23 protein-coding genes, 1 tRNA gene and 1 pseudogene are annotated in these 23,567 nt (G+C 65.9%); 16 read left to right on the top strand and 9 right to left on the bottom strand.

Features of this window, described 5'->3' with window-relative positions:
* Window positions 1-4 precede the first annotated feature (4 nt).
* Window positions 5-328: a preprotein translocase subunit YajC gene (gene yajC / locus R9J51_RS11765; RefSeq protein ID WP_168554636.1), complete on the bottom strand. Its 324-nt coding sequence runs from the start codon at window positions 326-328 to the stop codon at window positions 5-7.
* 261 nt (window positions 329-589) lie between these two features.
* Here yajC and R9J51_RS11760 point away from each other — a divergent pair.
* The 5 genes from R9J51_RS11760 (at window position 590) to accC (ending at window position 3,743) form a co-directional block, all read left to right on the top strand.
* Window positions 590-666: transfer RNA gene (locus R9J51_RS11760), tRNA-Pro, on the top strand.
* Window positions 667-809: 143 nt separating this feature from the next.
* A complete protein-coding gene (locus tag R9J51_RS11755; RefSeq protein WP_218847416.1) occupies window positions 810-1,232 on the top strand; it encodes a hypothetical protein in 423 nt (140 codons plus the stop codon).
* A 91-nt stretch (window positions 1,233-1,323) separates the two neighbouring features.
* Window positions 1,324-1,770: a type II 3-dehydroquinate dehydratase gene (aroQ, locus tag R9J51_RS11750; RefSeq protein WP_179504546.1), complete on the top strand. Its 447-nt coding sequence runs from the start codon at window positions 1,324-1,326 to the stop codon at window positions 1,768-1,770.
* A gap of 118 nt (window positions 1,771-1,888) precedes the next feature.
* Entirely contained in the window at window positions 1,889-2,377 is a 489-nt protein-coding gene (gene accB, locus R9J51_RS11745; protein ID WP_432787406.1) for an acetyl-CoA carboxylase biotin carboxyl carrier protein, read from the top strand.
* A gap of 13 nt (window positions 2,378-2,390) precedes the next feature.
* Window positions 2,391-3,743 carry an acetyl-CoA carboxylase biotin carboxylase subunit gene (gene accC, locus R9J51_RS11740; protein ID WP_168554633.1) on the top strand — a complete coding sequence of 451 codons (1,353 nt, stop codon included), beginning with the start codon at window positions 2,391-2,393 and terminating at the stop codon, window positions 3,741-3,743.
* 89 nt (window positions 3,744-3,832) lie between these two features.
* Here the strand turns inward: accC and R9J51_RS11735 are convergent, their stop codons facing one another.
* The 4 genes from R9J51_RS11735 to rsmI all read right to left on the bottom strand — a co-directional run bounded on the left by R9J51_RS11735 (window position 3,833) and on the right by rsmI (window position 6,873).
* Complete coding sequence (locus R9J51_RS11735) at window positions 3,833-4,474, bottom strand: DedA family protein (protein WP_179504545.1); 642 nt, start codon at window positions 4,472-4,474, stop codon at window positions 3,833-3,835.
* 58 nt (window positions 4,475-4,532) lie between these two features.
* Entirely contained in the window at window positions 4,533-5,483 is a 951-nt protein-coding gene (gshB, locus tag R9J51_RS11730; protein WP_169474238.1) for a glutathione synthase, read from the bottom strand.
* 200 nt (window positions 5,484-5,683) lie between these two features.
* Window positions 5,684-6,034 carry a YraN family protein gene (locus R9J51_RS11725; RefSeq protein WP_179504544.1) on the bottom strand — a complete coding sequence of 117 codons (351 nt, stop codon included), beginning with the start codon at window positions 6,032-6,034 and terminating at the stop codon, window positions 5,684-5,686.
* Window positions 6,031-6,873, bottom strand: a complete 843-nt coding sequence (rsmI, locus tag R9J51_RS11720) for a 16S rRNA (cytidine(1402)-2'-O)-methyltransferase (protein ID WP_179504543.1) — start codon at window positions 6,871-6,873, stop codon at window positions 6,031-6,033. Before rsmI ends, R9J51_RS11725 begins: the two co-directional genes overlap by 4 nt.
* 9 nt (window positions 6,874-6,882) lie before the next feature.
* Here rsmI and R9J51_RS11715 point away from each other — a divergent pair, with 9 nt between their 5' ends.
* The 5 genes from R9J51_RS11715 to R9J51_RS11695 all read left to right on the top strand — a co-directional run bounded on the left by R9J51_RS11715 (window position 6,883) and on the right by R9J51_RS11695 (window position 14,646).
* On the top strand, window positions 6,883-8,118 hold the full coding sequence (locus tag R9J51_RS11715) for a penicillin-binding protein activator (protein ID WP_432787405.1): 1,236 nt from the start codon (window positions 6,883-6,885) through the stop codon (window positions 8,116-8,118).
* Window positions 8,119-8,187: 69 nt separating this feature from the next.
* On the top strand, window positions 8,188-10,212 hold the full coding sequence (locus tag R9J51_RS11710) for a DNA topoisomerase IV subunit B (RefSeq protein ID WP_179504542.1): 2,025 nt from the start codon (window positions 8,188-8,190) through the stop codon (window positions 10,210-10,212).
* A 79-nt stretch (window positions 10,213-10,291) separates the two neighbouring features.
* Entirely contained in the window at window positions 10,292-11,161 is an 870-nt protein-coding gene (locus R9J51_RS11705; RefSeq protein ID WP_218847417.1) for a hypothetical protein, read from the top strand.
* A gap of 114 nt (window positions 11,162-11,275) precedes the next feature.
* Window positions 11,276-13,201, top strand: a complete 1,926-nt coding sequence (locus R9J51_RS11700; RefSeq protein ID WP_179504540.1) for a methyl-accepting chemotaxis protein — start codon at window positions 11,276-11,278, stop codon at window positions 13,199-13,201.
* A gap of 347 nt (window positions 13,202-13,548) precedes the next feature.
* Complete coding sequence (locus R9J51_RS11695; RefSeq protein ID WP_179504539.1) at window positions 13,549-14,646, top strand: hypothetical protein; 1,098 nt, start codon at window positions 13,549-13,551, stop codon at window positions 14,644-14,646.
* A 19-nt stretch (window positions 14,647-14,665) separates the two neighbouring features.
* Here the strand turns inward: R9J51_RS11695 and R9J51_RS11690 are convergent, their stop codons facing one another.
* A complete protein-coding gene (locus tag R9J51_RS11690) occupies window positions 14,666-15,475 on the bottom strand; it encodes a hypothetical protein (protein WP_169474231.1) in 810 nt (269 codons plus the stop codon).
* A 156-nt stretch (window positions 15,476-15,631) separates the two neighbouring features.
* Window positions 15,632-16,372, bottom strand: coding sequence for a glutathione S-transferase family protein (locus R9J51_RS11685; RefSeq protein WP_179504538.1), 741 nt, complete (start codon window positions 16,370-16,372; stop codon window positions 15,632-15,634).
* 95 nt (window positions 16,373-16,467) lie between these two features.
* On the opposite strand from R9J51_RS11685, the gene R9J51_RS11680 reads away from it, so the two are divergent.
* Complete coding sequence (locus R9J51_RS11680) at window positions 16,468-16,905, top strand: GFA family protein (RefSeq protein ID WP_218843467.1); 438 nt, start codon at window positions 16,468-16,470, stop codon at window positions 16,903-16,905.
* Between the two features lie 207 nt (window positions 16,906-17,112).
* The gene (locus R9J51_RS11675; RefSeq protein ID WP_169474229.1) at window positions 17,113-17,676 is read left to right on the top strand and encodes an outer membrane beta-barrel protein; all 564 of its coding nucleotides are present in this window, start codon (window positions 17,113-17,115) and stop codon (window positions 17,674-17,676) included.
* 60 nt (window positions 17,677-17,736) lie between these two features.
* Here R9J51_RS11675 and R9J51_RS11670 read toward each other — a convergent pair whose 3' ends face one another.
* Window positions 17,737-18,939, bottom strand: a complete 1,203-nt coding sequence (locus tag R9J51_RS11670; RefSeq protein WP_179504537.1) for a DUF1343 domain-containing protein — start codon at window positions 18,937-18,939, stop codon at window positions 17,737-17,739.
* Window positions 18,936-19,502: a DOMON-like domain-containing protein gene (locus R9J51_RS11665; protein WP_248290278.1), complete on the bottom strand. Its 567-nt coding sequence runs from the start codon at window positions 19,500-19,502 to the stop codon at window positions 18,936-18,938. Before R9J51_RS11665 ends, R9J51_RS11670 begins: the two co-directional genes overlap by 4 nt.
* Before the next feature lie 31 nt (window positions 19,503-19,533).
* Between R9J51_RS11665 and tyrS the strand changes: the two genes are divergently transcribed.
* From tyrS to cysK, 4 genes and pseudogenes are all read left to right on the top strand, one after another.
* A complete protein-coding gene (gene tyrS / locus R9J51_RS11660) occupies window positions 19,534-20,760 on the top strand; it encodes a tyrosine--tRNA ligase (RefSeq protein ID WP_179506441.1) in 1,227 nt (408 codons plus the stop codon).
* A 109-nt stretch (window positions 20,761-20,869) separates the two neighbouring features.
* Window positions 20,870-21,208: a PilZ domain-containing protein gene (locus tag R9J51_RS11655; protein WP_168554619.1), complete on the top strand. Its 339-nt coding sequence runs from the start codon at window positions 20,870-20,872 to the stop codon at window positions 21,206-21,208.
* A gap of 113 nt (window positions 21,209-21,321) precedes the next feature.
* Window positions 21,322-22,617 carry an MFS transporter gene (locus R9J51_RS11650; RefSeq protein WP_349237437.1) on the top strand — a complete coding sequence of 432 codons (1,296 nt, stop codon included), beginning with the start codon at window positions 21,322-21,324 and terminating at the stop codon, window positions 22,615-22,617.
* 30 nt (window positions 22,618-22,647) lie between these two features.
* Window positions 22,648-23,564, top strand: a pseudogene (gene cysK / locus R9J51_RS11645) (cysteine synthase A).
* Window positions 23,565-23,567: the final 3 nt, after the last annotated feature.

Below are 23,567 nucleotides of genomic sequence, written 5' to 3'. Positions count from 1 at the left end.
AAGGTCAGTCGTTGGCGGCCTTGTCGCCCGGCTGGACGACTTCGCCCAGGGTGGAGCGCACGGCCTTGACCCGCACATTGGGCGCCAATTCGAGATCGACGTAGTGATCGTCGATCCGGACCACCTTGGCGACCAGGCCGCCGGCGGTGATCACCTGGTCACCCTTTTGCAGGCCGGCGATGCGCTGCTGATGCTCCTTCTGCCGCTTCATCTGCGGGCGCAGGATCAGGAAATAGAAGATCACGGCCATCGCCACCAGCGGCAGGAACTGGAGGTAGGCGGGCGGCGAACCGGCATTGGCGGCGGCGGCAGAAAGAAGGGTGAGCATGACAGGACCGTTCGTGGGATCGAGGACAAGGGTTTGCAACCCCGGCGCGGCACGTTTGGCCCCGCTGCCCTCAGATTGTTGCAATTGGCCGGGGCTGCTAGCAGTTTGGGCGGGCCAAGGCAATGAAGCGGCAGGGCGTGCCCAAACCGCGCCACAATTCAGCCGTGCCACAATCCACAGGCAAAACCGGCCAGCGCGAAAAAGATGCGCGCCAAGGGGCTTGCCATCCCCAAACGATCCGCCTAGAGGCGCCCCACCGGTCGGGACGTAGCGCAGCCTGGTAGCGCATCACACTGGGGGTGTGGGGGTCGGAGGTTCGAATCCTCTCGTCCCGACCAATCATTCGACATCGTCGATACGAAAGAGGCGGCAGCGCAAGCGGGCCGCCTCTTTCGTTTGCGTGCCGGCGATCGGCGCAGACATCAGTCTGGTTAGCTTGCAGTAACCTTTGCCTGCTAGGCCATTGGCCAAGATGCCGAACTTGCACAAATCCCTGCGCGCCACGCTCGTCCGCCTGCCGCTATTGGCGCTGGGCCTGGGCGCGCTTGCCCTGGCGGGCTGCGAAAGCGAGCGCGATCGCAAGCTGGAAGAGCGCATTGCCGCCGCCGAGGCCAAGGCCGCTGCCGCGGAAAAGCGCGCCGCGGCGGCGGAATCGGCCGCCGGCGCCAGTTCCCCGGTCACCGTGGGCACGGTAGACGACAGCGCCGACACCGAAAACCAGGACGCCAACCCCGACGACCAGCCGCCGGTGGAAGGTGATTTCGACCAGCAGCAGCAGCAGAGCAACAACGACACCTCGTTCGACGCCGCACCCGATGGCGAAGGGCCGCAACTGGTGATCCAGCCGCCGCCGGCCAACGTGCCCGGCCCGGTCGACGTGGGCAACCCGCCCGTCGCCACCTGAGCCGCGCACACCGCGCTATCGGCGCCCCTTGCACGCAAGCGGCAGCGCGCTATCACGCGCGCACCGCTTTCGGCAGGAGTTTTGCCCGATCATGACCGATACCGCCGCACCTGTCGTATTCGTGCTCAACGGCCCCAACCTCAATCTCTTGGGTATGCGCGAGCCGGAAATCTATGGCCACGATACGCTCGATGACATTGCCGGCCGCCTGGAAGACCGAGCACAGGAACTGGGCCTGAGCGTGGACGTGCGCCAATCGAATCACGAAGGCCACCTGGTGGACTGGCTCCACGAAGCCCAGGCCGTGGGCGCCCGCGCCGTTCTGCTCAACGCCGGCGCCTATACCCACACCAGTGTGGCGCTGCACGATGCGATCAAGGGCATCAAGACCCCGGTGATCGAAGTGCACCTTTCCAACCCGCACAAGCGCGAGGAATTCCGCCACAAGAGCTATGTCGGCATGGCGGCCAAGGCCACCGTCGCCGGGTTCGGCGCTGCCAGCTATCTCGTGGCGTTGGACGCGGTTTTGCATCTTTAACGCGTCGCCAGCGCCGTTTTCCCCGAAGGGTGGGCGTTTTCGCCTGCCTTCCCCCTTGCCAGCGTGGCGCCGTGCGGGCATGGCGCTGCGCTTGAAGTTCCCACCTGTGAGGTTAACAATGGGCCACGACACCGGCGACAAGACCGCCGCAACCATGGCAATCGACAGCGCGCTCGTGCGCGAACTGGCCGAATTGCTGGCCGATACCGGGCTTTCCGAAATCGAAGTGGAAGACGGGCCGCGCAAGATCCGCGTGGCACGCACACTCACCGCCGCCCCGGTGGCGCACATGGTGGCAGCGCCCGCCGCGGCCCCGGCCGCCGCGCCTGCCGCCGCCGCCCCCACGCCTGAAGCGGCGGCGGCGGCCGATGTCGCCGGCGCGGTGAAATCGCCGATGGTCGGCACCTGCTACCTCACCCCCGAACCGGGCGCGGCCCCGTTCATCGCGGTGGGCCAGGCAGTGAAGGCTGGCGACACCCTGCTGATCGTGGAAGCGATGAAGGTGATGAACCCGATCACCGCGCCCACCAGCGGCACGATCAAGACGATTCTGGTCGAAAACGCGCAGCCGGTCGAATTCGACCAGCCGCTCGTGGTCATCGGCTAAGGACGCGGACACAATGGCCATCAAGCGCCTGCTGATCGCCAATCGCGGCGAAATCGCGCTGCGCATCCATCGCGCCGCGCATGAAATGGGCATCGAGACGGTGGCGGTTCATTCCACCGCCGATGCCGATGCTATGCACGTTCGCCTGGCCGACCATGCGGTGTGCATCGGCCCGCCGGCCGCCAAGGACAGCTATCTCAACATTGCCGCGATCATTTCCGCGGCCGAGATCACCCAGGCCGACGCGATCCACCCCGGCTATGGCTTCCTTTCGGAAAACGCCCGCTTTGCCGAAATCGTCGAAGCGCACGGCATCACCTGGATCGGCCCCAAGCCCGAGCACATCCGCACGATGGGCGACAAGGTGGAAGCCAAGCGCACCGCGGGCGCGCTGGGCCTGCCGCTGGTACCCGGTTCCGACGGCGCGATTTCCGACGTGGAAGAAGCGCGGAAAATTGCCGAGGAAATCGGCTATCCGGTGATCATCAAGGCCGCTTCGGGCGGCGGCGGACGCGGCATGAAAGTGTGCAACAGCCCCGATGACCTGGAAACGCTGATGCAGCAGGCCGGCTCGGAAGCCAAGGCCGCGTTCGGCGATGCCACGGTGTACCTGGAAAAGTACCTGGGCAACCCGCGCCACATCGAATTCCAGATCTTTGGCGATGGCAATGGCCAGGCGATCCACCTGGGCGAACGCGACTGCTCGTTGCAGCGCCGCCACCAGAAGGTGCTGGAAGAAGCCCCCTCGCCGGTCATCTCGTCCGACGAGCGCTCGCGCATGGGCGGCATCGTGGCCAAGGCGATGGCCGACATGGGCTATCGCGGCGCGGGCACGATCGAATTCCTGTGGGAAAACGGCGAGTTCTATTTCATCGAAATGAACACCCGCCTGCAGGTGGAACACCCGGTGACCGAAGCAATCACCGGGGTGGACCTGGTGCGCGAACAGATCCGCATCGCCGATGGCAAGCCGCTGTCGGTGACGCAGGACGAGATCGAGTTCAAGGGCCACGCCATCGAGTGCCGCATCAACGCCGAAGATCCCTTCACCTTCGCGCCCTCGCCGGGCCTGGTGAAGAGCTATCACGCGGCGGGCGGCATGCACGTGCGCGTCGATAGCGGGCTCTATGCCGGCTACAAGATTCCGCCCTATTACGATTCGATGATCGCCAAGCTGATCGTCTATGGCCGCACCCGCGAAGGCTGCATCATGCGCCTCAAGCGCGCGCTGGAGGAAATGGTGATCGACGGGGTCAAGACCTCGATCCCCCTGCACCAGCGCCTGCTGGAAGACCCGACGGTGCTCGATGGCGGCTATTCCATCAAGTATCTTGAGGAATGGCTGGCCCAGGGCGGCGGCAAGTAACCTCGATCCTCCCCCACATCGTGGGGGAGGTGGCAGGCCGCAGGCCTGACGGAGGGAGAATGTCCTGCACCCGCCCCCTCCACCCCCGGCTATGCCGGCGGTCCCCCTCCCCCGCTGCGCGAGGGAGGATCTTTGTCCCGCGGCTTCCAGGTGATCACCCGCCACAGGTACGCCCCCACCAGCACGGCCATGAGCGCGAGCGAGGCGGGCCCGGTATAGGCGGCCACCTTTTCGTAATGCTGCCCCAGGTGCCACCCAGCCCAGACCAGCAGCGCGTTCCAGATCGCCGCGCCGGCAAAGGTGAAGGCCAGGAACCGCGCGTGGCCCATCGCGGCAAGTCCCGCGGGCAGCGAGATCATCGTGCGCATGGCGGGGGAAAAGCGCATGGCAAAAACCACCCATTGCCCGTGGCGGCGAAAGAACGCGACAAGGCGGCGCATGGCCGGCCAATCGAGCGTGAGCACGCGGCCATACCGCGCCACGAAGGGCCGCAGCCGGCGATAGCCGAGCGACCGCCCCAGCAGGAACCAGGCATAGTTGCCCAACGTAGAACCCACCGTGCCGAAGATCATCAGCGGCAGGACTTCCATCCGCCCCTGCGCCACGGCAATGCCGCCCATGCCCATGATCACTTCGGACGGGATCGGCGGAAAGATGTTTTCCAGCGCCATCAGGAACGCAATGCCCCAATAGCCGCCATCGGCGATGAGTTGCAGAATCCAGTCATTCATCACGGCAAAACGCGCGAGGAGCCGGAAATGCTCCCCGCGCCGTTCCGATGCGGCGCGCTCAGATGCGCCGCTCGATCGCGTCCCAGATCATGCCGCCCGTGTCGGTGCCGTTGAACTTGTCGATGGCCACGATACCGGTGGGCGAAGTCACGTTGATTTCGGTGAGCCACTGGCCGCCGATCACGTCGATCCCCACGAAGATCAGCCCGCGCTTCTTGAGTTCGGGCCCCAACGCGTCGCAGATTTCCTGCTCGCGCGTGGTGAGCGTGGCCGCTTCGGCATAACCGCCAACGGCCAGGTTGGAGCGGAACTCGCCCTCGCCCGGCTTGCGGTTGATCGCGCCGGCCACTTCGCCATCGACCAGCACGATGCGCTTGTCGCCCTCGGCCACTTCGGGAAGGAACGGCTGGACCATGAAGGGTTCGGGCCAGACCTGGCCGAACAGTTCGGCCAGCGCCGACAAGTTGCCGCCATCGGCATCGATCTTGAACACCGCCTTGCCGCCGTTGCCGTGCAAGGGCTTGACCACCACGGCACGGTCCCCGTGCTTGTGCTGGAACGCGCGAACATCGGCGGCCGAGCGCGTGATCAGCGTGGGCGGCATGAACCGCGCGTAATCGAGCACATAGACCTTTTCGGGGGCATTGCGGACCGAGCGGGGATCGTTGACCACCAGGGTCTCGCCCTCCAGCCGCTCCAGAAGGTGCGTGGCGGTGATATAGCCCAGGTCGAACGGCGGATCCTGGCGCATCAGCACGACATCGATATCGTGGCCCAGGTCGATCTTGCGCGTTTCACCCAGCTTGTAGTGATCGCCTTGCACATGCTGCACGGTGACGGGCGCGGCATCGGCCGTGACGCGGCCCGCTTCCCAGGCCAGGCTGGTGACGTGGTAATACCACAGTTCATGCCCGCGCGCCTGCGCCGAAAGCATCAGGGCAAAGGTCGAATCACCACCGATCTTGATTGAGTGGAGAGGGTCCATCTGGACCGCAACGCGCAGGGTCAAGGCAGTGCTCCGAATGATATCCGTGGTCTTGCGGGTGGCCCGTTTAAAGGCGAATTGGCAGCAGCGCGACCAAAAAGGAGCCGCAACCGCATCAGGAAAATTCAACCATGCTCGCCGCCCGGCTCGTCACCCCGTTTCTTGGCCTGATCGCCTGTGCCGTGGTGCTGATCGACGTGCCCGGCCTGGTTCATGCCTGACCGTCACCCCTGCCACGCATTGACGATGCGGCGCGGCCAGCGCCCCGGCGCCAGCAGGATCACGTCGATCCGTACATCGTCATCCGGCGCGGCATAGCGCGGCGCCAGGGCTTGGGCGGCCCGCGCCACGCGCGCGAGGCGGCGTGCGTCGATCGCGGTATCGAGCGCGGCGGCACTCGCGCGCCATTTCACTTCCACGAAGGCCACCGTGCGCCCGCGCCGCGCGACCAGGTCCACCTCTCCCACGCCGATCTTCATCCTCTGCGCCAGCACGCGCCAGCCGGTCAACCTGAGGTAGAGCGCGGCCAGCCACTCGCCGCGCCGGCCCTGCGCCTCGGCCCGGGCACGGTTCACGGCTCGGCTTTCAGCGCCATGGCGCGCGCATAAAGCGCCTTGCGATCAAGGCCGTGCGCCTTGGCCACCTGCCCTGCCGCTTGCGAGGGGGATGCCTGCGCCAGCGCGGCCCGCAGCAGCGCATCGACATCATCGGCCTGCGGAGCGACCGGTTCGGGCGGTGGGCCGGCCAGCAGGACGATCTCGCCCTTGGGCGGATGGGCGGTATAGTGCGCGATCAGTTCTTCGGGGGTGCCGCTGCGGCATTCCTCGTGCAGCTTGGTCAATTCGCGCGCCACGGCCAGTTCACGGCCCGGCAGGTGCTGCGCCATGGCGGTGAGCGAGGCCACCAGGCGCGGCCCGGTTTCGTAGAACACCAGGGTGGCCGGGGTTGGCGCCAGCTCGCCCAGTACATCGCCCCGCGCCTTGTCCTTGGATGGCAGGAACCCGGCGAACAGGAAGCGGTCGGTGGGCAGGCCGGCCAGCGTCAGCGCCACGGTCAGCGCGCTCGGCCCCGGCAGGCTGGTGACCGCCAGGCCCCGCTCGCGCGCCTCGCGCACCAGGCGATAGCCGGGATCGGAAATCAGCGGCGTGCCCGCATCCGACACCAGCACGACCGACTTTTCGGCCATTTCACCGAGTAGACGCTCGCGCACCTCGGCCGAAGCGTGGTCGTCATAGCGGCGCATGGCCTTGCGGATTCCCAGATGATTGAGCAACTTGCCCGTGACGCGGGTATCTTCGCAGGCTATGACGTCACACCGGGCAATGACGTCGGCAGCACGGGCGGTGATATCGCCAAGATTGCCGATAGGCGTGGCCACGATATAGAGCCCGGACGCAAGGGGTGGTGTATCCATCCCTTTTCCATGGACCGGCCTTACGGGAGCGGCAAGCAGATGATGATGGGCAAGAGCGGCAACGACGGCATTTCGCGTGCAGGAAACCAGCCTGCCGGATGGAGCCGACGCCGCGCGGGGCAGTGGCTGGCCCTTTCCCTTCCTGCCGTGCTGCTGGCTGGCTGTTCGGTGATCCCCAAGCCCGGCACGCAAGGCGCGCCGCCCCCGCCCAAAGAAACCGCCCCGCAGGAAAACGTCCTGCCGACCGACGCCGGGCGCCATCGCGTGGCGCTGCTCGTCCCGCTGTCCGGCCCCAACGCGGCCGTGGGCCAGGCGATCGCCAACGCCACCACCATGGCGCTGCTCGATACCAACGCCCAATCGCTGCGCATCACCACCTATGACACCGGCAGCGGTGCGGCGGCGGCGGCCAGCAAGGCAGTGATGGACGGCAACCGGCTGATCCTGGGGCCGCTGACGGCGGATGACGTGAGCGTGGTGGCTGGCGTGGCGCGCCCGGCCAAAGTGCCGATGATCACGTATTCCAACGACAGCGCGGTGGCCGATCGCGATGTCTTCGTGCTGGGCCAGGTGCCCGGCCAATCGATCGCGCGCGTTGTCGGCTATGCTCATAGCCAGGGGATCAAGACCGTGGGCGCGATCGTGCCGACCGGCACTTATGGCCAACGGGTGAGCAGCGCGCTGGCCGAGGCCACGCGGCTCCAGGGCATTCGCCTGACCGCGATCGAGACTTATGACCGTGGCAATACCTCGGCCGCCAGCGCGGTGCGCCGTGTCAAGGCCAAGGGCCCGATCGACGCGCTGCTGATCGGCGATGGCGCGCGCATCGCCCTGCAGGCCGCGCCTTTTGCCAAGGGCACGCGCCTGCTGGGCACCGAGTTGTGGAAGGGCGATTCCATGCTGGCGAAAAGCCCGGCGATGAAGGGCGCATGGTTTGCTGCCATCTCCGACGATCGCCTGCCCCGCTTCGAGCAATCCTATCGCCAGCGCTTTGGTGCCAGCCCTGCGCGCATCGCCACGCTGGGCTATGATTCGGTGCTGCTCACGCTCAACATCGCGCGGGGGTGGAAGCCGGGCACGCTGTTCCCCACCGCCCGGCTCTATGACCGCGATGGCTTCATCGGCACCGACGGCGTGTTCCGCTTCAACGCCAATGGCGTGGCCGAGCGCGCGCTGGAAGTGCGCGAGGTTTCCGGCGGCACGGTGGTGACGGTGTCGCGCGCGCCGGAAAAGTTCGCAAACTGAGCATTTGAAGCGAATAAGGGGACGGCGACGGCTTGCGCGGCAATTCGCGCGTGTTCTATAGCCGTTCTCATGGCGACAGAAGATTCCGGCTCCCTGTTCGACAAGCTGCCCCAGGGCAGCCCTCAAGAAAGCTATGATGGCTCTGCCATCGAAGTGCTGGAAGGGCTTGAGCCGGTTCGCCGCCGGCCCGGCATGTACATCGGCGGTACGGACGAGCGCGCGCTTCACCACCTGGTGGCCGAAGTGCTCGACAACGCCATGGACGAGGCCGTTGCCGGCCACGCCAACCGCATCGAAGTCACGCTCGAAGCTGCCGAAGGCGCGGCGGGCAAAGTGACGATCACCGACAACGGGCGCGGCATCCCGGTGGACGAGCACCCCAAGTATCCGGGCAAGTCCGCGCTCGAAGTGATCCTCACCACGCTGCACTCGGGCGGCAAGTTTTCGGGCAAGGCCTATGCCACCTCGGGCGGCCTGCACGGCGTGGGCATTTCGGTGGTCAATGCTCTGTCCACCCTCACCCGCGTGGAAGTGGCCCGGAACAAGGAATTGTACGCGCAGGAGTTTTCCTGCGGCCTGGCCACCGGGCCGCTGGCGCGCGTGGGCAATGCGCCCAACCGGCGCGGCACCGCCGTCACGTTCATTCCCGATGCCACGATCTTTGGCGCGGACGCCAAGTTCAAGCCGGCGCGCCTGTTCCGCCTGGTGCGGTCCAAGGCCTATCTCTTTGCCGGGGTGGAAATCCGCTGGAAGTGCGATCCCGCGCTGATTGCCGACGATACCCCGGCCGAGGCGGTGTTCCAGTTCCCCGGTGGCCTTGCCGATCACCTGGCCGAACAGGTCAAGGGCCGCGAATGCGTGACCACCGTGCCCTTTGCCGGGCGGCAGGACTTTCCGCTGGGCCCCGATGGCCAGGAAATGGGCCGGGTGGAATGGGCGATTGCCTGGCCGCTGTGGTCTGACGGCGCCTATTCCTGGTATTGCAACACCATTCCCACCCCCGATGGCGGCACGCACGAGCAGGGCCTGCGCGCCGCGCTCACCCGCGGCATCCGCGCCTTTGGCGATCTGGTTGGCCAGAAAAAGGCCAAGGACATCACGCCCGAAGACATGATCACCGGCAGCGAGATCATGCTGTCGGTGTTCATCCGCGATCCCCAGTTCCAGAGCCAGACCAAGGACCGCCTCACCTCGCCCGAAGCCGCGCGCATGGTGGAAAGCGCGGTACGCGACCATTTCGACCATTTCCTGACCGACAACATGGACCGTGGCCGCGCGCTGCTGGGCGCGGTGATGGAGCGGATGGACGAGCGCCTGCGCCGCAAGGCGGAGCGCGAGGTGAAGCGCAAGACCGCCACCAACGCGCGCAAGCTGCGCCTGCCGGGCAAGCTCACCGATTGTTCGGGCGAAGGCAGCGGCGAGACCGAACTGTTCATCGTGGAAGGGGATTCGGCCGGCGGCAGCGCCAAGCAGGCGCGCGACCGCAAGACGCAGGCGATCCTGCCGATCCGCGGCAAGATCCTCAACGTGGCCAGCGCCACGGCCGACAAGATCCGCGCCAACCAGGAAATCGCCGACCTGTGCCTGGCGCTGGGCTGCGGCACGCGCAAGGACTGCAATCCCGACGCGCTGCGCTATGACCGCATCATCATCATGACCGATGCCGACGTGGACGGCGCGCACATCGCGACCCTGCTGATGACCTATTTCTTCCAGGAAATGCCCGAGATCGTGAAGCGCGGGCATCTCTACCTCGCCCAGCCGCCGCTCTACCGCCTGACGGCAGGCACCGTTTCGGCCTATGCCCGCGACGATGCGCACCGCGCCGAACTGGAAAAGACCAAGTTCAAGGGCAAGAAGGTGGACGTGGGCCGGTTCAAGGGCCTGGGTGAAATGAACCCCGGCCAGTTGCGCGAAACCACCATGGCCCCGGCCAGCCGCAGCCTGCTGCGCATCACCCTGCCCCCCGAATACGAAGGCCGCGCGGCGGTGAAGGACCTGGTCGACCGCCTGATGGGTCGCAACCCCGAACACCGCTTCATGTTCATCCAAAACCGCGCCGGCGACCTGGACCGCGACCTGATCGACGCCTGAGCCCGCCGGGAACACGCCTTGCAATCTTTGTCCACGCGTGCAGACTGTTGCGGTTGAATCCGTGGGGGGCCACGCCGGCATGTTTACCGCCGTTGGGCATTTCGTTTGGCGCAAAAAGCACGCGGCCCTGGCCGGCCTTTGCGCCGGCGCGTTGGCATTGTCGGCATGCTCTGAAAAGCCGGCAGACGTTGCGGACCAAGGCAGGTTCGACGGCATCGATGCCAGTTCCGCGCCTTCGGTGGCGTTCACCTATTTCTATCGCGTGCTCGTGCCCGGCAACAAGTTGGCGGCGATCCAGGAGCAGCATGCCACCGCCTGTGAAAGGCTTGGCCCGGCGCAATGCCGCGTGGTGGGCATGCGCTTTAGCAACGATGGCCACGGCGACATCTCGGGTCGGCTGGACCTTGCCCTGGCCCGTGATCTCGCACGCGGCTTTGGCCGCGACCGCATCGCCACGGTAACCCAGGAAGGCGGGAGGCTGGAAGACACCGAGATCGAGGGCACCGACCAGGCGCCCAAGATCGAAGAAGCACGGAACAGCGAACGGCAAAGCGCCCAACAGCGCGAGGCGTTGCAGAAGCGACTGGCCCAGCCCGGCCTGGCCGATCGTGAGCGGACGGAATTGACCCGCCAGATCGCCGCGCTGGATCAGGCTCTGGCCACCGCCGTCCAAAGCGGCACCGCGGCGCGCGCCGAACTCGCCACCACACCGATGCACTTCACTTATGAAGGGGCCACAGGTCTGGCATTGAGCGACAATCCCTTTGCCGATGCCCTGCAAAACACACTGTCGAGCGGGCGCACCATGGTGTGGGCGGTGCTGGTGATCGGCGGCATGGCCCTGCCCTGGGCGCTGCTCGCGCTGGCCCTGGTTTTGCTATGGCGCACGCCGCCCGTCCGGCGGCTGCGAACCGCGCTGTTTCACGACAACGCCGATACGAACGGCTAGGCGCACTAGGCGCTTTCGCTTAGGCCGCCATTGAACAGCGCCTAAGCGCGCTGTGGCATTCCACCCGATCAAGAACCGGTGCCTGGGCGGCGTCGGTGGACCGGGTGAGTGCTGATGAACTACCTCATGAACGCGCCGATCGGGCGTAAGCTGTCGCGGTTGTTTACAATTATTGCGATCATGATCATGGCGGCGCTCGCAATGATCGGCGCCGGGCTGCACCAGATCAGCCTGCAGGACGCAGAAATCACCAACGACCACGTGCCACAGGCCATGTTGGCCAACGGCATGGACACGGCCATCGCCCAGATCGACGCGGATCTGCGCGCGTTGACGATGTCGTCATCAGCCCAGGTGCGCCAGGCTCATGAAGCGCGCATTGCCAAAAACCGCAAGCTGCTCGAAGAGGGTTTGACCGGGCTGAAGAGCACCGATCTGGATGAAAACGAATCGTCCTTCGTGACCGATTTCGCCAAGGGCTGGAGCGAATACGCAGCCTCGATCGACAACGTCGAGAGCCTCGCCGAGCAGAACCGCGTTGCCGAAGCCCAGGCGCTGATCCAGCGGGGCGAGGAACTGGCTCACCGTATCGACCAGGCGCTGGACAAGCTGATCAACTACCAGCGCGGCCATATCACCGCCGCGACGGCGGAAGCCGCGCAAGCCTATTGGTTTTCGCTGGGCACCGGCCTTTGCGCGCTGGCCGGGCTGATCGTGGTGCTGGCGTGGAGCTATCGCCTGCTTGAACGGCTGGTGGCGCGCCCGGTATCGCAAGTGGCGCAGGCGCTGGTGCGGCTGGGCGCGGGCGATCGCGACGTGCGCGTGGACCACGGCGGCAGCGCCGACGAACTGGGCGATCTTGCCCGCGCGTTCGACGCGCTACGCGACCAGCTCACCGCCGCCGATGCAGCCAAGACCGCCCAGGTCGACCTCATCGTGCGCACGCTGGGGGTGGCGCTGGCCGACCTGAAAAGCGGCAACCTGGGTGCGCGGATCGATGCCGGGCTGGAAGGCCCGTTTGCCCAGTTGCGTGACGATTTCAACACCATGGCGGCCGAACTGGGCAAAGTGATCGGCGCGGTAACCGGCGCGGCCGACAACGTGCGCACCGGATCGACCGAGATCCGTGCCGCTTCCGACGATCTTGCCCACCGCACCGAGGCGCAGGCCGCCCAACTGGAATCGGCTGCCAGCGCCATGCGCAACGTGACCGCGATGGTGGACGACAGTGCGGCCAAGGCCGAGGCGGTGCGCCAGACGATCGAGGAAACATCGAGCGCGGCAAGCGAAGGCGGCGCGGTGGTGAGCGAAGCGGTGGCGGCAATGGACGGCATCGCCAAGTCATCGCAGATGATCAACCAGATCATCGACCTGATCGAAGGCATTGCTTTTCAGACCAACCTCCTCGCGCTCAACGCCGGGGTGGAAGCGGCGCGCGCTGGCGATGCCGGCAAGGGCTTTGCCGTGGTGGCCACCGAAGTGCGCGCGCTTGCCCGCCGATCAGCCGATGCTGCCAACGACATCAAGGGCCTGATCGGCCAGAGCACCGGGCAGGTGCAAGCCGGGGTGCAATTGGTGACGCGCACCGGCGAAGCGCTGGAGGCGATCATCGCGCGCATCGGCAATCTGCGCGGCCTGGTGGCAGGCATCGCCGAAGCGACGGCCGACCAATCGGAAAGCGTCAAGAAAGTCTATGAAACCGTGGGCGCGATCGACCGCATGACGCAGCAGAACGCCGCGATGGTGGAAGAAAGCACGGCCGCGGCCCGCACCCTGGCGACCGAGGCCGATTCGCTCAGCACGCTGGTGGCGCGCTTCCGTGCCGGTGGCAGCCGCCAGCCGCTGCGCAGTGCTTCGCCCGTGGCCACGGCACCGGCGACCCCGGTTGCCATTGCGGCGCCGCCCCCGCCCAGCGCGGCCGTGCGCGCCCTGCCCCCACCGCCCGCACCCGCACCGGCGCCGGCGCCAGCGCCGGCACCTGCGCCGCGCAAGGTGGCCGGTGGCGGTGGCGGTGGCATGGAAGATTGGTCGGAATTCTAGGTCGTGAACTCATAAATGGCGCCCCCGAGGTTTGGGGTCAAAGGCCCCGTCGCGAGGAGAAAACGCGCAGGAATATCGGCAATATTTCCAGTGCTTTCGACGCTGCGAGGGGGCCTTTGGGTCAAATCCCGAAGGGACGCCAAAATGGCTTCCATCTCAGCAAAGCGCCCTTGCAAAGGCTACCAGCCTTCGCGGCGGGCACTTTGGGCCGATATGTTCGCCATTTTGGCGCCTCGGGGGCGCCATTTATGAGTTCACGACCTAGAAGCCTCGCTTGCGCGGGCCCGCCCGCCACGCCAAGCTCATGCTTTGCTGCACTATTGCGGCGCGTGCAGGGGCAAGGCGCAATGAACAAGGTGGTATGGGCAATGCTGGCCGCGATGGGCGTGGCCACGGCTGGCGGATCGGCGGTTGCCGGGGCGGCAGAACCACCGCCCCCGCCCAAGGCCGGGCCAATCGTGGTGGATACCGCGGCAGCCTGGACACACCCACCCACCGGCATCGTGATCCCGCCTGCCATCGGGGCCTTCACCCGCACGTCGGTGTCGCAAAGCGACCACGGCCTGGCCGACGTTTCGATCGGCTATGACGACAACACCACCCGCACCACGCTGACGATCTATATCTTCCGCGCCGGCTGGCCCCAGGCGCCGTTGTGGGCAGACCGGCTGAGCCAGGTGATGGGCATGACCGTGCAGCGCATGGGCGGCACGCTGGCAGGAACGCCTGTGTTCACGCCGTTCACGCCCACCGGCCATGCCAGTGCGAGTGGCATGCGCGTGGTGCAGAGCGCGCAGGGCGGCGCTTTGCAGGCCACCGGTGCCGTGGTGATCCCGGCCGGCAACTGGCTGGTGACCATGCGGATGAGTTCGCCCAAGTTCGACGCCGCGGCGCTCGATGCGCAACTGGCAGCAACGGCGGCGGCCCTGCGCGTGCCCGTGCCGGCGAAACCTCTGCCGGCTGCACAGCCGATTGCGGCTTGTGCCGATGCGCTGTCGATCAAGCCCGCCAAGCGCCTAAATGGCGACGATAGCCGCGCCAGCGTGATGATGAATGCCTTGCTGGGAGCCGCGCTTAGCAACGCAGTGGCAAACGCCGACAAGGACGATGGGGACAAGGATGTCAGCCCGGATTATGCGGACACGCTCTGCCGCGATCCCGGCGCGACGCCAGACCGCGCGCTATACCGCAGACCGGGCGACACCCAGCACTACATCATCGCACTCGGTGATGCCGGCGTCACGCTGGAAGCGGGCCCCAATGTGTTGGCAGCCATGAAGAAGAAGCCGGACAATTTTGACCTGCATCTGATCTTGTTCGACAAGATACTGTTCTATCAACCTTTCAAGAGCCTTCCCACGCCAGAGCAGGCGATGGACGCATTGAACCACGAACAGCCTCAGGGCACCTCCAGCGGGACCGACAACGTGACGATCAGCCTTTGACGGCGCGGCGGTCCGGTGCTCAACCGTCGCCGTTGGGGCCTGCACCCGCGCCGCCCGCGTCGTCATCGCGCTTGCCGCGAATGAAGTCGAAGCGGATGCGCACCCAGGTGCCCACTTGCGGCGTGCCGTTCACGCGCGGCGGGCGCACCAGGAATTGCCACGCCGCCTGGCGCAGCACGCGGGCCATGCCCGATCCGCGCGGGCTTTCGTCTAGTTCCTGGCAGTCTTCCACGTGATAATCGGCCACGGTGCGGCACGCGATCATCGCCCAGCGGCCCGAGCTTTGGCCCGGCCGCATATAGCCGTTGATTTCCGCGTCGCGCGGCTCGCGATACCATTCGGCGTTGTAGAGGCGCGAGCCATCGGGCGCGGTGCCCCCGGTGCCGCCGCCACCGCCGCCGGCAGAGGCCTGCTGCGCCGCGCTGCCGGTCCCGGCCGGGCCTTTCAGCTTGGAAATGTCGGCCGAGGCGAAGTCTGACCGGCTCATCGGGATGAAGCCTTCGGGCCAGACCACCTTGTTGTCGGTGGGGATCACCACGCGCGGCGGCTTGGCCGCGGCGGGCATGGTGGCGGCAGCACGGGTGGCCTGCTGCGCCGCCTTCTGCTGCTTGGGCGTGGGATTGTCGCTCTTGTCGCCGGCTGCGGCAGACAGGTTGACGGCGGTCAGCGTGCCGCCTTCGTGCTTGGCCGGTGGCTCGTAAAGCCCCACGGACAGCAACGCCGCCAGCAACAGCAGCGACATGGCCAGCGCCAGCACGAACGACAGGGAACGGCGGCGGGGATCGGCGCCATAGCGCCCGCCCCCCTCCGCAAGCAGCACGTCTTGCATCTAGGCTCCGTCACCGCGGGTGCCTGTGCGCTGCGCATGCGCAACAGGCCCCGCCAGCCGCCGCCCTATACCAAGGCCGGCAGTGACAAAACCCTTCGATTGCGCGTTACCCTTCGCGGCAACGACAAAAAAGATTGTTCGCGCCGGGGGATGGCTTCAATCGCGTGGCCCCAGCTTTTCCAGTTCGACGCGTTCGAACATCGTGCGCGCCGCCGGCCGCTGGGCAATCTGCTCGATCCAGCGCAGCAGATGCGGCGTGTCTGCGCGGTTGACCAGTTCGGAAAAGCCGAACTGCATGCCATTGGCGATGGCAAAGTTGCAGATATCGGCCAGGGTATATTGCCCCGGCACCAGCCATTCGTGATCCCGCAGGTGATCGTCCAGCCGGCGCACCGAAAAGGCGATCTTGCGCATTTCCTCGTCCAGCAGGTCCTGTGGGAAGCCTTCGCGGGCGCGGCGCCATTTCACCTGCTGCTCGACCACAGGAATGGCTTTGACCTTGGCTTCGAATTCGGCGTCGGACAGGCCCTGGACCATCTTGCCGACATAGCGGTGCCAACCGATGGTCGACACGCACCAGCAGAAGTATTCGTCCACCCACTTGGTCCACACCCGCATCTGCGCACGGCCATAGCTATCGGCCGGACGCAGCGAGACTTGCGTGGGATATTCGTCTTCCAGGTATTCGCAGATCACCGTGCTTTCGGTGATCACCTTGTCGCCATCCACCAAGGCGGGCACTTGCCCACGCGGGTTGATCGCCTTGAACCAATCGGCATGATGTTCGAACTTGACCGGATCGAGGCGGTTGGCTTCGAACGGCAGGCCCTTTTCGAACAGGGTGAGCAAGGGCTTCATGGAATTGGCGGCAGGGCCGAAACTGTAGAGCTTGAGCATGGAGCCTGTTATCCTCTCCCGGGTTGCTTCCCGGCTTTGCCAACGCAGCCTAGACATTGTTTGCCAACCTAACAATACCCGAATGGAGAATTGCCATGGCCTTTACCGGACGCTGCGCCTGCGGGGCGGTTACCGCCACCATTTCTGCGCCAGAGCCGGTGGCCGTGCGCCAATGCTGGTGCCGCCAGTGCCAGCAGGCCGCCGCAGGTGGCTCCACCAACAATGCAGTGTTTCCGGCAGAATCCGTCACGGTCAGCGGCGCGTTGGGTTCGTTCGGCTATGTCGCGCCATCGGGCAACACGCTGACCCAGTTCTTTTGCCCGCAGTGCGGCACCGGCGTCATGGCGCAATCATCGGGGCGCATGCATTTGCGGACGGTGCGCCTGGGCTTTCTCGATCCCGGCCATGGCCTGGAACCCGATACCGTGATCTGGACGGACGAGGCGCCGGCCTGGGCCCAGGTCGACCGCCGCGATGCCAGCTATAGCGGGCAACCGCCCGCGCCGGGCCAGCCGGTGGCAGAGCAGGCGTGACATTGCTGCAACAGTAAAACGCAAAACGCGTGCAGATCGGCAAGTATCCGCCAGTATTATTCGTCCAATCTCGAAACAAATAGCAATCTTCCCTCTTGTTTTGCGCGGTGTCTTCGACCAGACGCCGCGCATCACGCCGCCATGACAGTGGCGTGACTGCCGATCCGCTAACAACCCGGCGGCAAGACAGGCCTAACAGGGGAAAACATGAAGAAGATCGTTCTGCTGGCTGCCATGGTGGCTGCACAGCCTGCTTTTGCACAAGATGCCAAGTTCTCGGGCCTGCGCGCCGAAGTGCGTGTGGGCTACGAAACGCCCACCGTCAGCGGCCTTGGCGATGGCGAAGTCTACAAGATCGGCAATTCTGCCTCGATCGGTGGCGAACTGGGCTATGACGTGCCCTTGGGTAACAGCGTGACCGCGGGCCCGTTCATCAACTATGACTATGCCGATGCCAAGGACTGTGTCGATGGCGTGTGCCTGGGTTCCAACGGCAACCTGCTGACCGGCGCGCGCGTGGGCGTGGCCGTGACCCCCAAGGTCGAGGCGTTCTTCAAGCTGGGCTATGACCGCTTCCGCCTCAAGGCCTCGATCGGCAGCCGCACCGGCCATGAGAATCTCGACGGGATCGGTGGCGAACTGGGCGTGAACTTTGTCGTCAGCCAGCGTGTCTATGCCGGCTTCTCGCTGAACTACGCCGATCTCGGCAGCTATGAAGGCATCAACTTCCAGCGTCGCCACGTGGCGGTGCAGGTCGGGACGCGCTTCTGAGCCACCGATAGCAGCCCTTTCATCCATGGAAAAAGGGAGGGCCTGGCCCTCCCTTTTTTGTCAGTAGAGCAGGAACTGCTGCCGTTCCTCGATCCAACTGGCTTCATCGGGGCTGGCCACGGCATCGAGGTCAGCGGCCTGCGCCCCGCGATCGTCCACCCATTCGCGCAAGGCCGGGCCGCCATTGATCACATCGATGGCGAGGCGATCGAGCACGTATTCATAGGGAAAATCGCGCCACAGCGGATAATCGGGATAGAGATTGCGGATGGCCTTGAACGCCAGCGCCTGCAGCCGCCAGGGACGGAACGCGGCGTGATCGTAAAAGCCGCCTTCGGGGTGGAGCATCAGGCCGTGGCACAAGTGGCCGACGTGCTTGTGGAAAGTGGGCTCGAACCAGCATTCGCGGATCGCCGCGCCGGCCAGCCAGTGCGGCGCCACGCGCGCCATTTCAGCCCGCACCGCCAGCGCATCGACATCGGGGGCGCCGAACAGCACTTCAAGCGGGCGGGTCGTGCCGCGGCCTTCGGAAAGCGTCGCGCCTTCGAGCATGACCGTGCCGGCATAAGCGCGCGCCATGGCCAGGCTCGCCGCGTTGGGACTGGGGTTGATCCAGATGCGGTCCTGCGGCCAGCCAAAGCCCGGCGCGGCATCGGGCTGCCAGCCGTCCATGGCGATGACGCGGTAATCCACATCGAGGTTGTAGTGCGCGATGAACCAGCGGCCCATTTCCCCCAGCGTCAGCCCGTGGCGCATCGGCATGGGGCCGGCGCCGACAAAACTCTCCCACCCAGGCACGAGCCGGGTGCCTTCCACCGGCCGACCGGCGGGATTGGGCCGGTCGAGCACCCACACCGCCTTGCCCGTGCCGTGGCAGGCCTCCAGCAGGTAGAGCAAGGTTGTAACGAAGGTGTAGATGCGGCAGCCCAGATCCTGCAGATCGAACAGGAAGACATCGGCAGCATCGATCATGGCCGGCGTGGGCCGGCGGACTTCGCCATAAAGGCTGAACACCGGAATCCCCAGGGCGGGATCGCGATAATCGGGCGATTCCACCATGTTGTCCTGCTTGTCACCCTTGAGCCCGTGCTGCGGGCCAAAGGCGGCGGTCAGGTTCACGTCCGTGCAGGCCGCCAGGGCATCGAGGGCGTGCACAAGGCCTTGGGTGAGCGAGGCGGGATGGGCCACCAGGGCCACGCGGCGGCCAGCGAGCGGCGCGCGCAGCGCGGCATCGGCCACAAGGCGATCAAGTCCGGTCTTCATGCCGCTTGCGGTGCCTCAACCCGCGCGGCGAAGCAAGCTGCATGGTGGAAATCGGGCTTGCCGCGCGGATGGGCCAGCGCCCAATAGGATTTGGCGCCGTCCGCCTCTTCCAGCACGGCCGAAAGCCCCATGCGCCAGGGCAGCGGCGGCAGGCCTGCGATGGGTAGCGCCGCATCGCAGATCAGCAGGTCCTGGCCCCGGCGCGGGGTGATCACCGGTTCGCGCGGGATCGGCCGAGGCGCCATGCCGGCGCGATAGCCATCGAAATCATAGGCCGCCCAGCGTTCCGACGGGGCGAAATTGAATTCGGCATAGGTACCCGCGGCAATGCCTTCGTCTTCGGCCAGGAACAGCTCGAAGCAAGTGGATTGCCACAGGCCGTCGGTGCGCGCGCGCCCGGCGAACGGCGGCACCACCAGGGCGGCCGTACCCTCCACCCGCCAGCGCAGGCACAGCCAGTTGGCATCCATCGACAGGATGCGCGCCGAAACCTGGCGCACGGCGATCGCCGGGTGATCGGGATGGGCAACAAGCAGCGCCGGTTCCAAGGCACGTCCTTTCATGCTAGGCGCCCCGCTCCACATCGAGGCAACCATGACCGAATACAAGTCCGACCTGTTGCGCCTGCTGTCCGAGCGGGGCCATATCCACCAGTTGACCGATGCCGAGGGGCTTGATGCCCTGGCGGCCAAGGAAATCGTGGTGGGCTATAATGGCTATGACGCCACGGCGCCATCGCTCCATGTCGGCAACCTGGCCTCTGTCATGCTGCTGCGCCGCCTGCAACAGGCCGGCCACAAGCCCATCGCGCTGATGGGTGGCGGCACCACCAAGATCGGCGATCCTTCGGGCAAGGATGCCAGCCGCCAGATGCTGACCGAAGAGGTCATCGCCAGCAACATCGCCGGCATTCGCAAGGTGTTCGATCGCCTGCTGACATTCGATGACAGCGCGACGGGCGCGACCCTGGTCAACAACGACGAATGGCTTTCGAAGCTGGGCTATATCGATCTGCTGCGCGACGTCGGGCCGCATTTCACGGTCAACCGCATGCTCACCTTCGATTCGGTGAAGCTGCGCCTGGATCGGGAACAGCCGCTCACGTTCCTGGAATTCAACTACATGATTCTCCAGGCCTATGACTTCCGCGAACTGGCGCTGCGCCATGGCTGCCGCCTGCAGTTCGGCGGGTCCGACCAATGGGGCAACATCGTCAACGGCATCGAATTGACCCGGCGCATGAACGGGATCGAGGTGTTCGGCGCCACGACCCCGCTGCTGACCACGGCTGATGGCGCCAAGATGGGCAAGTCGGTCAACGGCGCGGTCTGGCTGAACGAAGATCAGCTGCCCAACTACGATTTCTGGCAGTTCTGGCGCAACACCGACGACCGCGACGTGGGCCGTTTCCTGCGCATCTTCACCGATGTGCCGCTGGACGAAATCGGCCGCCTGGAAGCGCTGCAGGGCAGCGAGATCAATGCCGCCAAGACCGTGCTCGCCAACGAGGTGACCGCCCTGATCCGCGGGCGCGAGGCGGCTGACGCGGCCGAGGCGACCGCCAAGGCCACCTTTGCCGGTGGCGGGCTGGGCCAGGACCTGCCCACGCTGGAAGTGGGCGGTGGCAGCATCAGCGTGATCGAGGCGCTGATCGGGCTGGGCTTTGCCGCCAGCCGCGGCGAGGCCAAGCGGCTAGTCGCGGGCGGCGGTGCGCGGCTGGATGGCGAAGCGGTGCGCGACGATACCACCATTATCGAAGTATCGGCCGAACGACGCCTTTCGTCAGGCAAAAAGAAGCATGGCATTATCAAGCCAGCTTAACGACTTGTTTTTGCCGGGCGGCGGCAGCCCGCTGCCGCCCGTTAACCAAATCTAAGCCAATTTGGTTCTATTCTTGCTGCTGGAATCGCTCTTACCGGCAGGAGAAGCCATGTCTGGCGGCGCGCAGCTATCAGTGACCGACCTGCGCCGGTCTACCCGCCACCCCGTTCACTTGCCAGTGATCGGGGAACATCGGCGTTTGGGCGACGTGATGCTCAATATCGTCAACATCTCCACCACCGGTTTCATGGTGCGCGACACCCTCGATCTGGGCCGGGGCGAGCGCGTGACCATCCGCCTCCCGCAAATCGGCCGGATCGAGGCCTTCCTGGTGTGGAGCGATGACAGCCGCGCCGGCTTTCAGTTTGAACGGATCGTGCGGCAGGATGACTTTACCAAGATGATCAAGCAATTGCAGCCGAACGCCAGGCTGCGCGCCAAGGGTTGAGCACCAGGCGCCACGACACTTGAGCAAAACTGCTTGCCCGTCATGAATTTCTGAAGCGACGACAAACAATTGTTGGCTTGGCAAAGCCGCATGGCGCTGCCACAGACGCCTTCGTGACGCAAACCCCTGCCCCGGCGCTGCCCGAACACCCTTCATCGCCGTTCCAGATCGCCGATTTTCGCCGGTTCTGGGTGGCCCGCCTGTTTTCGGTGGTGGCCACGTCGGGCATGGTCGTGGTGCTGGGCTATCAGCTTTATGACGTGGCGCGCGGCCAGTATGGCATGGGCATCAAGGAAGCCGCGTTCCAGCTGGGCCTGATGGGCCTGGTCCAATTTCTGCCGCAATTCGTGCTCACGCCCGTGGCCGGCGTGGTCGCCGACCGGTTCGACCGCCGCGTGATCGCGGGGTTGACCATGGTGCTCGACGCGCTGATCGCCCTGGTGCTCACGCTCGCGACGTATGCCGATGCGCTGTCGCTGCCGCTGCTGTTCGCCATGGCTGCCTGCCACGGCACCAGCCGCGTGTTCATCGGCCCGGCGCTGTCATCGATCGCCCCCAATATCGTGCCGGCAGAGCTGATGCCGCGCGCGGTGGCGATCAATGCCATGGCCTGGCAGATCGGCTCGATGGGTGGGCCGGCGCTGGCCGGCGTGCTGTTCGCCGCGGCAGCCGCCCTGCCCTATGGCGTTTCGGTGGCCTTGCTGGTGATTGCCGCCGTGGGCGCGTTTGGCATCCGGCGCATTCCGCCGCCGGCCGAAAACCGCCAGACCCATCCGTTCCGCCAGATTGCCGACGGCTTTCGCTTCGTCGCGCACGATCGCTTCCTGCTCGGCTGCGTCACGCTCGATCTGTTCGCCGTGCTGCTGGGCGGGGCCACGGCGCTGCTGCCGGTCTATGCGCGCGACATCCTGACCTTCGACGGCCGCCCGGTGGGGTCTTATGGCCTGGGCGTGATGCGCGCCATGCCCGGCCTGGGTGCGGCGCTGGTCGCCGCGTTCCTGGCGCGACGGCCGGTGGAGCGCGAAGTGGGTGCCAAGATGCTGCTGGCCGTGGCGGCCTTTGGCGCGGCCACCGTGGTCTTTGGCCTGTCTCGCAACTTGTGGCTGTCGCTGGCCATGCTCACCCTGCTTGGCGCGGCCGACATGGTTTCGGTCTATATCCGCACCACCCTGGTGCAGTTGCACACGCCCGACGCGGTGCGCGGCCGGGTTTCGGCCATCTCGGGCCTGGCCATTTCCTGCTCCAACGAACTGGGCGACATGCAATCGGGCGTGGCTGCGGCCCTGCTGGGCGCAACCGGCGCAGTTGTGTTTGGCGGGGTGGGTGCCATAATCGTTACCCTGGCCTGGGCGATCGGATTTCCCGAATTGCGCCGCGCCCGGACCTTTGCTGCAAAATACCAATCCTGACCCGCTCACCATCCAAGGAGCACTCGCGACATGAAAGCGGATTCCATTCTCGCCACTATCGGCAACACGCCGCATGTTCGCCTGTCCCGCCTGTTTCCCGACCACGAGGTATGGGTGAAGAGCGAGCGCACCAATCCCGGTGGCTCCATCAAGGACAGGATCGCATTGGCGATGATCGAGGCGGCCGAAGCCGACGGCAGCCTGCAACCCGGCGGCACCATCGTGGAGCCGACTTCGGGCAACACCGGCATCGGCCTGGCCATGGTGGCCGCCGTCAAGGGCTATAAGCTGGTGCTGGTCATGCCCGAATCGATGTCGATCGAGCGGCGCCGGCTGATGCTGGCCTATGGCGCAACATTTGACCTGACGCCGCGCGAAAAGGGCATGAAAGGCGCGATCGAACGCGCCAAGGAGCTGGTGGCGTCAACGCCCGGCGCCTGGATGCCCCAGCAGTTCGACAACCCCGCCAACGTGGCGGTGCACGTGCGCACCACGGCCCAGGAAATCCTGGCCGATTTTGCCGATAGCCCGATCGACGTGTTGATCACCGGCGTTGGCACCGGCGGCCACCTCACCGGCTGCGCCGAAGAGCTCAAGAAAGTCTGGCCCGGTTTCAAGGCCTATGCCGTGGAACCCACGCTCTCCCCGGTCATTTCCGGTGGGCAGCCCGCGCCGCACCCGATCCAGGGCATCGGCGCCGGGTTCATTCCGGGCAACCTGCATACCCAGGCGATCGACGGCGCGATCCAGGTCGATCCTGCCGATGCCAAGGAATGGGCTCGCCGCTCGGCGCGCGAGGAAGGCCTCCTGGTGGGCATTTCTTCGGGCGCGACGCTGGCTGCGATCGCCGCCAAGCTGGGCGAGCTGCCCCGGGCAGCCGCGTGCTGGGCTTCAACTACGACACCGGCGAACGCTATCTGTCGGTGCCCGATTTCCTTCCGGAGTAACAA

Source organism: Novosphingobium rhizosphaerae (assembly GCF_050920675.1).
GTDB classification, from domain to species: Bacteria; Pseudomonadota; Alphaproteobacteria; order Sphingomonadales; family Sphingomonadaceae; genus Novosphingobium; species Novosphingobium rhizosphaerae.
This window is presented reverse-complemented; position numbering and strand designations above follow the sequence as displayed.

Excerpts from the sequence above, each read along its gene's own strand:
- yajC (WP_168554636.1), bottom strand. The coding sequence starts at position 328 with ATGCTCACCCTTCTTTCTGCCGCCGCCGCCAATGCCGGTTCGCCGCCC.
- aroQ (WP_179504546.1), top strand. The coding sequence starts at position 1,324 with ATGACCGATACCGCCGCACCTGTCGTATTCGTGCTCAACGGCCCCAAC.
- accB (WP_432787406.1), top strand. The coding sequence starts at position 1,889 with ATGGGCCACGACACCGGCGACAAGACCGCCGCAACCATGGCAATCGAC.
- accC (WP_168554633.1), top strand. The coding sequence starts at position 2,391 with ATGGCCATCAAGCGCCTGCTGATCGCCAATCGCGGCGAAATCGCGCTG.
- R9J51_RS11735 (WP_179504545.1), bottom strand. The coding sequence starts at position 4,474 with ATGAATGACTGGATTCTGCAACTCATCGCCGATGGCGGCTATTGGGGC.
- rsmI (WP_179504543.1), bottom strand. The coding sequence starts at position 6,873 with ATGGATACACCACCCCTTGCGTCCGGGCTCTATATCGTGGCCACGCCT.
- R9J51_RS11715 (WP_432787405.1), top strand. The coding sequence starts at position 6,883 with ATGGACCGGCCTTACGGGAGCGGCAAGCAGATGATGATGGGCAAGAGC.
- R9J51_RS11710 (WP_179504542.1), top strand. The coding sequence starts at position 8,188 with ATGGCGACAGAAGATTCCGGCTCCCTGTTCGACAAGCTGCCCCAGGGC.
- R9J51_RS11705 (WP_218847417.1), top strand. The coding sequence starts at position 10,292 with ATGTTTACCGCCGTTGGGCATTTCGTTTGGCGCAAAAAGCACGCGGCC.
- R9J51_RS11700 (WP_179504540.1), top strand. The coding sequence starts at position 11,276 with ATGAACTACCTCATGAACGCGCCGATCGGGCGTAAGCTGTCGCGGTTG.
- R9J51_RS11695 (WP_179504539.1), top strand. The coding sequence starts at position 13,549 with ATGAACAAGGTGGTATGGGCAATGCTGGCCGCGATGGGCGTGGCCACG.
- R9J51_RS11690 (WP_169474231.1), bottom strand. The coding sequence starts at position 15,475 with ATGCAAGACGTGCTGCTTGCGGAGGGGGGCGGGCGCTATGGCGCCGAT.
- R9J51_RS11685 (WP_179504538.1), bottom strand. The coding sequence starts at position 16,372 with ATGCTCAAGCTCTACAGTTTCGGCCCTGCCGCCAATTCCATGAAGCCC.
- R9J51_RS11680 (WP_218843467.1), top strand. The coding sequence starts at position 16,468 with ATGGCCTTTACCGGACGCTGCGCCTGCGGGGCGGTTACCGCCACCATT.
- R9J51_RS11675 (WP_169474229.1), top strand. The coding sequence starts at position 17,113 with ATGAAGAAGATCGTTCTGCTGGCTGCCATGGTGGCTGCACAGCCTGCT.
- R9J51_RS11670 (WP_179504537.1), bottom strand. The coding sequence starts at position 18,939 with ATGAAGACCGGACTTGATCGCCTTGTGGCCGATGCCGCGCTGCGCGCG.
- R9J51_RS11665 (WP_248290278.1), bottom strand. The coding sequence starts at position 19,502 with ATGAAAGGACGTGCCTTGGAACCGGCGCTGCTTGTTGCCCATCCCGAT.
- tyrS (WP_179506441.1), top strand. The coding sequence starts at position 19,534 with ATGACCGAATACAAGTCCGACCTGTTGCGCCTGCTGTCCGAGCGGGGC.
- R9J51_RS11655 (WP_168554619.1), top strand. The coding sequence starts at position 20,870 with ATGTCTGGCGGCGCGCAGCTATCAGTGACCGACCTGCGCCGGTCTACC.